A 10,440-nucleotide genomic window follows, 5' to 3' on the forward strand; every position below is an offset into this window, starting at 1 on the left:
TCATTTTGTGCACCTACCTTTATTATTTATAGGATATTTCTTTTATTTTAATTATCTAAATTTGCACCAGCAAATTGACTGTTATAAAGATCTTCATAAAAACCTTTTTGGGAAAGCAGTTCATAATGGCTACCCATCTCAATAATACTTCCCTTATCCATAACTAGTATTAGCTCTGCATCTCTAATTGTAGAAAGTCTATGTGCAATAACAAAACTTGTTCTATTTTGCATAAGCTCTGCCATGGCCTTTTGTATATAAACTTCTGTCCTTGAGTCAACACTACTTGTAGCTTCATCTAGTATCATTATTGCTGGATTTGCAAGTATGGCCCTAGCAATGGTTAAAAGCTGTTTCTGACCCTGTGATATATTAGATGCTTCCTCATTAAGCAAAGTATCGTAACCATCTGGAAGGGTCTTAATAAAGTGATGGGCATGAGCCGCTTTAGCTGCCACCATAACTTCCTCTAGCCCTGAACCTTCTTTACCGTAAGCTATATTTTCCATTATTGTGCCATTAAATAACCAGGTATCTTGAAGTACCATACCAAACATATTTCTTAGCTCTCCACGTTTTATATCTTTAACGTCTACTCCATCAATAGAAATTGTTCCAGCATCTATTTCATAAAAACGCATCAATAGGTTAACAAGAGTAGATTTACCGGCACCAGTTGGTCCTACAATAGCTATAGTATGGCCCTGCCTTACGTCAATGTTCATATTTTTTATAAGTGGTTCTCCTGTTTTATAGCTGAAATCTACATTTTCAAACTTTACTTCACCTTTAGGTGACTGTAAAACTTTAGCATTAACTTCATCAGGTAATTCTTCCACCTCATCTAAAAGTTCAAAAACACGCTCAGCAGATGCCACCGTTGATTGAATTACATTTGCAATATTTGCAGTTTGAACAATTGGTTGAGTAAACTGACTAGAATATTGAATAAATGCCTGAATATCACCTACACTAATTTTCCCTTGAGTGGCTAGAATACCACCTACCACCGACACTAAAACGTAACCTAAATTACTTATAAATCTCATTAGTGGCATTATCATACCTGAGATAAACTGTGCTTTCCAACCTGAATTATATAGTCTTTTATTAATTGTATTAAACTGTCTTACAGAATCCTTTTCATGTCCAAAGGCTTTAACAATTTTATGCCCTGTATACATCTCTTCCACATGACCATTAAGCGCACCAATCTCTTTCTGTTGAGCTGCGAAAAATTTTTGTGATTTCTTCGCAATTAACATCACCACTATTCCATATATTGGCAGCGTCAGTATAACCACCAGTGTCAATAATGGGCTTATTGATAACATCATAACAACAACCCCAATAATAGTAGCCATTGATGTAACAAGTTGTGTAAGACTTTGTTGAAGCGTAGTCGCGATATTATCTACATCATTAGTAACACGACTTAGTATTTCACCATGAGTTCTTGAATCAAAAAATTCCAGTGGTAATCTAGATAATTTATCTTCAACATCTGTTCGCAGAATATAAACAGTTTTCTGAGCTACTCCAGCCATTATATACTGTTGGACGTAACCGAATAATGCACTAATCACATATAATGCGATTAACAGTAAAATTATACGTTTTATATATGGAAAGTTTATGTTACCACCATTAAAATTTATTATTTGAGCAATAGCAGCTTTAACTTTGACTAGACTCGCTACAACTGTTGGCGTAGCAGTATATGGATTCGCTGCTAGTGGTGCAAGCATAGCCTCTTGTGGTATTAAAGTTTTCAGCTGCATTTTAGCCATTATGCCCTCAAACAAACTAGTTGTTGCCTTCCCTAAAATCTTTGGACCCACTATACTAAAAATTGTACTTAAAATTGCAAATATAAATACCATGATAAATTTAAACATCTCTGGCTTTAAGTATGACAAAAGCCTCATCAGCGTGCCCTTAAAGTCCTTTGCTTTCTCTACAGGTTTTCCTAAATTCCCTCCAAAGCCTCCACCAGGCCCTCCTTTAGGTTTTTCATTTTTAGTATTTTCGCTCATTTTAATTCCTCCTCTGAGAGCTGTGAGGATACAATTTCATGATATACTCTGCAACTATCTAAAAGTTCTTTATGAGTTCCTATTCCCGCAATTCGGCCTTCGTCTAAAACTATTATTCTATCTGCATCCATAACTGTTGCAACTCTTTGGGCTATGATAATAACAGTGGCAATAGCTGTTTCTTTTTTAAGCGCACCCCGAAGTTTTGCATCTGTTTTAAAATCAAGTGCTGAAAAACTATCATCAAATATATATATCTCAGGTTGTCTAACTAAGGCACGAGCGATAGAAAGACGTTGTTTTTGCCCACCTGAAACATTAGTCCCTCCTTGTGCAATGAAATGATCAAACCCCATATCCATTCCATTTATAAACTCTGTGGCTTGAGCTACATCAGCCGCATGCACAATTTGCTCTCGCGTAGCACTATCATTTCCATATTTAATATTTTCATTAATAGTACCAGAAAAGAGAATATTTTTTTGTGGAACATAACCTATTTTTGACCTTAAGTCTTCCTGGCTAATTTCGCGTACATCCACCCCATTCACCAAAACTGACCCCGAAACAACATCATAAAAACGAGGTATTAAATTTACTAGAGTGGATTTACCTGAACCAGTACCTCCTATAATAGCTGTTGTTTCTCCAGGTCCCGCACTAAAGTTTATATTACTAATTGCTGGTTGTTCTGCACCTGGATAGCTAAATGAGACTTCCTTAAACTCAACATAACCATTTTTCTCATCTGCTAGCCTTGTCTTTTCTAAATCTTCGATATCAGGCTGCATATCTAGTACCTCATTTATCCTTACTGCGGAAGCTTGACCCCTGGGTATCATAATAAACATCATTGCAACCATTAAGAAAGAAAATAAAATTTGCATTCCATATTGAATAAATGCCATAAGTGATCCAACTTGCATACTACCAGCATCTATTCGCATGCTTCCAAACCAGAAAATTGCAATTGTTGTAAGATTCATAATAAGCATCATAACTGGCATTAATATAGCCATAATTATATTTACTTTTACTGAGTTATCCATAAGATCGCGATTTGCAAAATCGAACCTTTTTTTCTCATGTTCTATACGATTAAAAGCACGTATTACTCTAATACCTGTAAGTCCTTCACGTAAAACAAGATTTAGTTTATCTAATTTAACCTGCATTAACTTAAACAGTGGAAGGCCCTTTCGAAGAACTGAACCAATAATAATAAAAAGTACTGGAATTACTACTACGAAAATCCAGGTTAAAGGTTTGTCCTCTCTCAGCGCCATAATAATACCACCTATACCAGTAAGTGGTGCAAATAACATTATAGAAAACATCATTACCGTTACTTGCTGAATTTGAGTTACGTCATTTGTTGTTCTTGTTATTAACGTAGCCGTACCTATTTTATCAAATTCATGTAGTGAGAAACTTTCTACCTTTTCAAAAATCTTACCGCGAATAATCATTCCAAGGCCTACTGCAGTTCTTGAGGATAAGAATCCCGCTACCACAGAACATAATACGCCACCTGCTGAAATAATAAGCATAAGCCCACCAATTCTTATAATGTAATTTAAATCATTATTAACAATCCCTTTGTCAATAATATCTGAACTTAAGGTTGGTAAATAAAGATTTGCAATCACTTGAAAGAAAATGAGTACAATTATCGCTGCAATTTGTGTTGTAAATTCATCTAAGTATCTGTACAATTTAATCACGAATTATTCATCTCCCATAAGTGAACTAGGGTTAATTATTTTTACTACTCTATTAAAAGCTTTTTAAGAATGCTAAGCCCCTCAACTATTTTACTAATTTCTTCAGGTGTAGCTTTTTTTATTACATTTGCAGTATTTTCTCGAATTAATTTATGAGCATCTCCATGTACTTCATTGAATTTAGGGCAGATATTTACATAAACAACTCTTCTGTCCTCACGACTTCTTTCCCTTTCTACAATACCTTGTTTTTCAAGCCGATCAACAATTCCAGACACCGTACTATTAGATAAGCCAAGCTTATTGCTAAGTCCAGATATTTTTATCTTTTTTTCTTTACTGAGTATTCCCATAACCATAGCTTGAGGTGCAGTGATTCCAGTGTGTTCAAAACTTTTTATTATATTATGTTTAAACAGCCCCATAACACTAAGAAAGAGTTTTGCAACTTCAATGCTATCATATAATTTGTTTTCTTCATTTAATTCTTCCATATTATTCACCACCTTATAGTTTTTCCCATTAAATACATTTCGCATAGTAATATTTTGTGTACGTAATATATTATATATTTTCATTTTTTACATGTCAATACTTTTTATTAATATTTTACAAAATGAAGAAAGATTACCCTTTCAAGTAATCCAACACTCATTTTTTTAAGTTTCATAACAGGGAAAAAACTGCTGATAAGTTATCCTTATCAGCAGTTTTGCTTATATTACATATTAGCCAGGAGTCTTCCCTTATATAACATCGTTATCCAAATCAGCCCCAGCGAACTGACTATTATAAAGGTCTGCATAGAAGCCATTCTTATCAAGAAGTTCATTATGATTACCCATCTCAATGATACTTCCCTTATTCATAACTAATATTAGCTCTGCCTCTTTAATTGTAGAAAGTCTATGTGCAATTACAAAACTTGTTCTGTTTTGCATAAGTGCCGTCATAGCATTTTGTATATAAACTTCTGTTCTTGAGTCAACGTTACTTGTAGCTTCATCAAGTATCATAATAGTTGGGTTTGCAAGTATCGCCCTTGCTATAGTAAGAAGTTGCTTTTGTCCCTGTGATATATTTGAAGCTTCTTCATTTAGTATTGTATTATATCCATCAGGAAGAGTCTTAATAAAGTGATGTGCATGAGCTGCTCGTGCCGCCTTCATAATCTCCTCCTCCGTTGCTCCCTCTTTTCCATAAGCAATATTATCCATTATAGTGCCATTAAACAGCCAAGTATCTTGAAGTACCATACCAAACATACTACGTAGTTCACCACGTTTTATGTCTCTTATATCCACTCCATCAACTGTAATTTTACCAGCATCTATCTCATAAAACCTCATTAACAAGTTAACAAGTGTAGTTTTACCAGCACCCGTTGGTCCAACAATTGCAATTGTATGACCACGTTTTACATCAAGGTTCATATTCACAATAAGAGGTTCATCTGCTTTATAGCTAAAATCAACATGTTCAAACTTAACTTCTCCCTTAGGTAATTCAATCACCTTAATATTACTAGTTTCCGTAATCTCTTCTACTTCATCTAACAATTCAAAAATACGTTCAGCCGAAGCTACTGTTGATTGAATTATATTGGCAATATTTGCAGTTTGAACTATTGGTTGAGTAAACTGACTAGAATATTGAATAAAGGCTTGAATGTTACCTATGGTGATTTTACCTTGTGTTGCTAAAAATCCACCAACAACGCAAACTACTACATAACCTATATTACTAACAAATCTCATCATAGGCATTATTATTCCTGATATAAACTGAGCTTTCCAGCCTGCATTGTATAATCTATCATTAATATCTTCAAACTCTTTAATTGAATCTTTCTCGTGACCAAAGGATTTAACAATTTTATGTCCTGTATACATCTCTTCAACATGGCCATTAAGAGCTCCAATTTCCTTTTGCTGAGCTGCAAAATGTTTTTGAGATCGCTTTGCAACTAAAGCTGTCACAGTAATATATAGTGGCAAAGTTAAAATAACAACAAGTGTCATAAGTGGGCTTATTGTAAGCATCATAATAACAATACCAACGATGGTAACAATAGCGGTAACAAGCTGAGTAAGACTTTGTTGAAGTGTTGTTGATATATTGTCAACATCATTTGTAACACGACTTAATATCTCACCATGGGTTCTTCCATCAAAAAACTTAAGTGGAAGCCTGGATAACTTATCTTCAACTTCACGTCTAAGATTATAAACAGTTTTCTGTGCCACTCCAGCCATTATATATTGTTGAAGGAATCCGAAAACTGTACTTATTAAATACAATCCAAGTAACAAAATAATAATATTTTGAATATATACGAAATCTATGTTACCACCGTTTATATCCATTATCTTAGCAATTCCGGTTTTAATTTGATCCAGTCCATCAATTACTTTGGGACTCTTTGCTGCTCCTGGATTAGCCTTTATTGCAGCTGCTATTTTATCTTGCGCAGCATGCATCTGAATTAAACCATATTTACTTTTAATACCCTCAACCAATTTATCTATAGCTTTTGCTGAAATCTTAGGCCCTACTATAGTAAAAATAGTACTGATAATTGCAAATATAAATACTAAAATAAAATTGGTTCTTTGTGGTTTTAAATAACTTAAAAGTCTTTTTAATGTTCCTTTAAAGTCTTTGGCTTTAACTATAGGTCCCTTAAATGATCCCATTGGTCCACCCGATCGACCCATACCGCCTCCACTTGATTTGCTCGTATTTTTGTTTTCGCTCATGCTAATTCCTCCTCTGAAAGCTGTGAAGCTACAATCTCATGATATATCTTACAACTGTTTAAAAGTTCTTTGTGAGTTCCAATGCCCGCAATTGCACCTTCATCTAAAACTATAATTCTATCTGCATTCATAACTGTTGCAACCCTTTGAGCAATAATTATCACTGTAGACTTTATCGTTTCACTTTTAAGTGCTGCCCTTAGTCTTGCATCAGTTTTAAAATCAAGTGCTGAAAAACTATCATCAAAAATATATATTTCAGGCTTTCTAACTAGTGCACGTGCTATGGACAGACGCTGCTTTTGTCCACCAGATACATTGGTTCCTCCCTGAGCAATAATATGTTCATATCCTTCTTTCATTCCATTTATAAAATCCGTTGCTTGTGCTACATTTGCTGCATATTTAATTTCTTCCATAGTAGCATTATCTTTACCATATTTAATATTATCCGCAATACTTCCAGTAAAAAGCACAGTATTTTGAGGAACAAAACCTATTTTTGACCGAAGATCCTCTTGACTCATTTCTCGTATATCTACTCCATTAACCAATATGGATCCAGAAGTCACATCATAAAAACGTGGTATTAAGTTTATAAGTGTTGATTTACCAGCACCTGTACCCCCAATAATAGCTGTTGTTTCACCAGGTTTTGCACTAAATGATATGTCACAAATAGCTGGCTGATCTGCCCCTTGGTAACTAAATGTTACATTTTTAAACTCAACATATCCACTTTGTTTATTTGCTAATATAGTATTCTTTGAATCAATAATTTCAGATTCCATTTCTAATACTTCGTTTATTCTTATTGCAGAGGCCTGCGCTCTTGGTATCATTATAAATACCATAGCAAGCATTAAGAATCCCATTAAAATTTGCATCCCATATTGCATAAATGCAATTAATGAACCAACTTGGATACTCCCAGCATCTATTCTTTTAGCACCAAACCAAATAATAGAAACTGTTGTCACATTCATGATTAACATCATTATTGGCATTAAAAATGCCATGATTTTATTAACTTTTATAGCATTTTCCATAAGATCTGCGTTTGCATCATCAAATCTAGATTTTTCAGTGTCAATTCGATTAAATGCACGTATTACTCTAATACCCGTAAGTCCTTCACGTAATACAAGATTTAATTTATCTAATTTTACTTGCATCAATTTAAATAATGGCATAGCATATTTAAGAGTTATTCCAATAATAATTCCAAGAATCGGTACTACAACTGCAAAAATCCAAGTTAGTTGCACATCCTCTCTTAATGCCATAACAATACCTCCTATGGCAGTTAAAGGAGCAAACAACATAATAGAAAAAATCATTACAGTTGCTGTTTGAACTTGAACAACGTCATTTGTAGTCCTTGTTATAAGTGTGGCAGTCCCAACCTTATCAAACTCATGTAGGGTGAACCCTTCAACTTTAGTAAATAATTTATTACGAATAATTCTACCAAGCCCTACAGCAGTTCTTGAAGATAAAAATGAAGCTACAACTGAGCATAAAACTCCACCTGCCGATACTAATAGCATGATTCCACCTATTCTAATAATATAATTTATACCTTTATAAGTTCCGTTAAAACCTAAAAATGAAATAGATTGCAATGTATCCTTTTGTGATATACCTTTGTCTACTATATCAGCCATCAATGTTGGCAAATATAGATTTGCTAGCACTTGAGTAAAAACTAATAGAACTATCACTATTATTTGCAATGTGTACTGTTTTAAAAATCGGAATAATTTAAACATTAATATCATCTCCACTCATTGTTATTGCTTTATTTTTGTTGTTCTCTTAAAAGCTTCCTAAGTATATCTAAGCCTTCGAGAATCTTATTAAGTTCCTCACTGCTACCTTGGCTCATTATTTTCTCTATACTTTTTCCAATTTCCTTATGAAAGCTTTCATGTATATCTTCAAAACTTTTGGTTATACTTACATAAACTACTCTCTTATCATCGATGCTTCTTTCTCTTACCACCAGGTCTTGCTTCTCGAGCCTATCGATAATACCAGAGACCGTACTATTTGATAAACAAAGATGATTACTGAGTTCTGTTATCTTCAGCTTCTTTTCTTTACTCAAAAGCTGCATAACCATACCTTGAGGCGCAGACATACTCGAGTCGTTAAGCACTTTACTCATATTATGTTTAAAGAGTAGCATAACCTCTTGGAACAACTTTGCTACTTCTATACTATCATTTAATGTTTCCACAAAATCACCACCTTAAATATATTTCGCTTCCAAATATTTCGCGTAGGTATATTTAGCTTACGAATCATATTATAAAACATTAAATATTTTATGTCAAGGCAAATTTAAAAAGAAGGAGGATTGCCCTTTAGAGCAATCCTCCTTCTTTTTACAGGTATTTGCAGTCCTCACCACACCTAGTAAATATCTACTATCTTCCCATCAACACCCAAAAGCAAAGTTTTAAAATCATCAACATTAACATTAGTTAAGAAACTTCCAATAGCGCCATCATAATTATTAAGTCTAGCCTTATTGAAATATTTACTAAATGTATAATTTATACCATTAATTGTGAGTCCAGTTGGATTAAGCATATCTGGTGTAAATGCTTTAATTGTACCAATAACAACCTTATCATTTACATAAACAAATGTGTTTTTATTCCAAATATCTGATACAAAATAAACCACATCATAAGCATTCAATTGAGATTCCTGAATATTTGCACCTCTATAAATATACGAATACTTTGTATTCTTAAGCTGATCTAGAAGTTTAGCATTGTCATTTTTATAGACTTGTGGTGCACCAAAATTAGCATCAACAATGATACCATAATCATAGCCTGAATTGTCACTCTTCTTTGTTAGAATAATTGAAGAATAAGCCCTAATAGCTTTAACTGCAACTTCATAATCTACATATACTCCATGATAGTAATATAATGAAGCTTTTGGTAGTGTCATAGTTTGAGCTAAATCCTTGTCATCCGTGTAAGCTATTAATGAACTTGTTATGCCTGTTACAGCATAGTTTTCTGTAGAATTTTCTTTTACACTTACTTTAGTAATATTAGCTCCATCAATATAAAGCTTATATTTTACTCCAAGTTCAACGTCCCCAGCATTACTATTAACTGTATATTTTGTTAAACTAGTTAATCCTTGACCTGCAAGATAAACTTCGTTGTCTAAAAGATCATCGGAGGTTTTTGAATTTCCCACCACTGTTACTTCTTTTAAGCTGCCTGTAATGTCAGTATTTAAATATTCATCCTCAAAATATTTATCAGAAAAATATTCGGTTTGAGAGTCTTTAACCAATGTACTGAAAAGCCTATCAAACATAACTGCTGATACTTTATAAGTTAACTTATCGCTTTTTTTATAAGCTATATCAGTAGTTAATCCTAATTTATAAGCCTGCTGAATATAATTGTTAGGCCATGACAATTTTGAAAGCTCCGGGTCTGCATCTGTATATCCAAGCATCCTCACCATAATTGTATCCATCTCTGCCATTGTTACATACTGCTCAGGATGAAAAGATCCATCTGGTGTTCCAAACATTAAACCTACACCTACCACTCCTTTAACATATCCGCTAAGATCACTATTAGCTTTTATATCCGGGAAAATTGTTGTACCATTTAAGTTTAATGCGGTGGAAGACAATCCATCAGCTATTGCTATGGCTTTTACTAATTGGCCTCTAGTTACCAGTCCATTCTCACCCTTTGTAGCCTTATCTATAACCTTTAATTGTTGCATTTTCTCCATTGAACCTGAGTAGCTTAGAGGGTTTGAAATTGCAAAAACTAGTGAGGAGCCTACGGTAGAAAATATCATTACACCTGTTAACATTAAACTTAAACTTGCTTTTTTTATATTCATTTTTGCACCATCCTTTTTACTAAT

General features: G+C 33.7%; 7 protein-coding genes. All 7 read right to left on the bottom strand.

What is annotated here, in order from left to right:
• Positions 1–47: 47 nt before the first annotated feature.
• Positions 48–2,036: an ABC transporter ATP-binding protein gene (locus ACREVU_RS12950; protein WP_431552017.1), complete on the bottom strand. Its 1,989-nt coding sequence runs from the start codon at positions 2,034–2,036 to the stop codon at positions 48–50.
• Entirely contained in the window at positions 2,033–3,760 is a 1,728-nt protein-coding gene (locus ACREVU_RS12955) for an ABC transporter ATP-binding protein (RefSeq protein WP_431552018.1), read from the bottom strand. Before ACREVU_RS12955 ends, ACREVU_RS12950 begins: the two co-directional genes overlap by 4 nt.
• A gap of 44 nt (positions 3,761–3,804) precedes the next feature.
• On the bottom strand, positions 3,805–4,254 hold the full coding sequence (locus ACREVU_RS12960) for a MarR family winged helix-turn-helix transcriptional regulator (RefSeq protein ID WP_431552019.1): 450 nt from the start codon (positions 4,252–4,254) through the stop codon (positions 3,805–3,807).
• Between the two features lie 252 nt (positions 4,255–4,506).
• Positions 4,507–6,519 carry an ABC transporter ATP-binding protein gene (locus ACREVU_RS12965; RefSeq protein WP_431552020.1) on the bottom strand — a complete coding sequence of 671 codons (2,013 nt, stop codon included), beginning with the start codon at positions 6,517–6,519 and terminating at the stop codon, positions 4,507–4,509.
• Positions 6,516–8,291: an ABC transporter ATP-binding protein gene (locus tag ACREVU_RS12970; protein WP_431552021.1), complete on the bottom strand. Its 1,776-nt coding sequence runs from the start codon at positions 8,289–8,291 to the stop codon at positions 6,516–6,518. The genes ACREVU_RS12965 and ACREVU_RS12970 overlap by 4 nt, the downstream gene beginning before the upstream one ends.
• Before the next feature lie 29 nt (positions 8,292–8,320).
• Positions 8,321–8,761 (bottom strand): MarR family winged helix-turn-helix transcriptional regulator, encoded by a 441-nt coding sequence (locus ACREVU_RS12975; protein WP_431552022.1) that lies wholly within the window; start codon positions 8,759–8,761, stop codon positions 8,321–8,323.
• A gap of 176 nt (positions 8,762–8,937) precedes the next feature.
• Positions 8,938–10,416 (bottom strand): S-layer homology domain-containing protein, encoded by a 1,479-nt coding sequence (locus tag ACREVU_RS12980; protein WP_431552023.1) that lies wholly within the window; start codon positions 10,414–10,416, stop codon positions 8,938–8,940.
• Positions 10,417–10,440: the final 24 nt, after the last annotated feature.

Origin of the sequence: Clostridium sp. (assembly GCF_050717535.1) — a bacterium.
In the GTDB taxonomy this organism is placed as follows: Bacteria; Bacillota; Clostridia; order Clostridiales; family Clostridiaceae; genus Clostridium_AD.

Excerpts from the sequence above, each read along its gene's own strand:
- ACREVU_RS12950 (WP_431552017.1), bottom strand. The coding sequence starts at position 2,036 with ATGAGCGAAAATACTAAAAATGAAAAACCTAAAGGAGGGCCTGGTGGA.
- ACREVU_RS12960 (WP_431552019.1), bottom strand. The coding sequence starts at position 4,254 with ATGGAAGAATTAAATGAAGAAAACAAATTATATGATAGCATTGAAGTT.
- ACREVU_RS12965 (WP_431552020.1), bottom strand. The coding sequence starts at position 6,519 with ATGAGCGAAAACAAAAATACGAGCAAATCAAGTGGAGGCGGTATGGGT.
- ACREVU_RS12970 (WP_431552021.1), bottom strand. The coding sequence starts at position 8,291 with ATGTTTAAATTATTCCGATTTTTAAAACAGTACACATTGCAAATAATA.
- ACREVU_RS12980 (WP_431552023.1), bottom strand. The coding sequence starts at position 10,416 with ATGAATATAAAAAAAGCAAGTTTAAGTTTAATGTTAACAGGTGTAATG.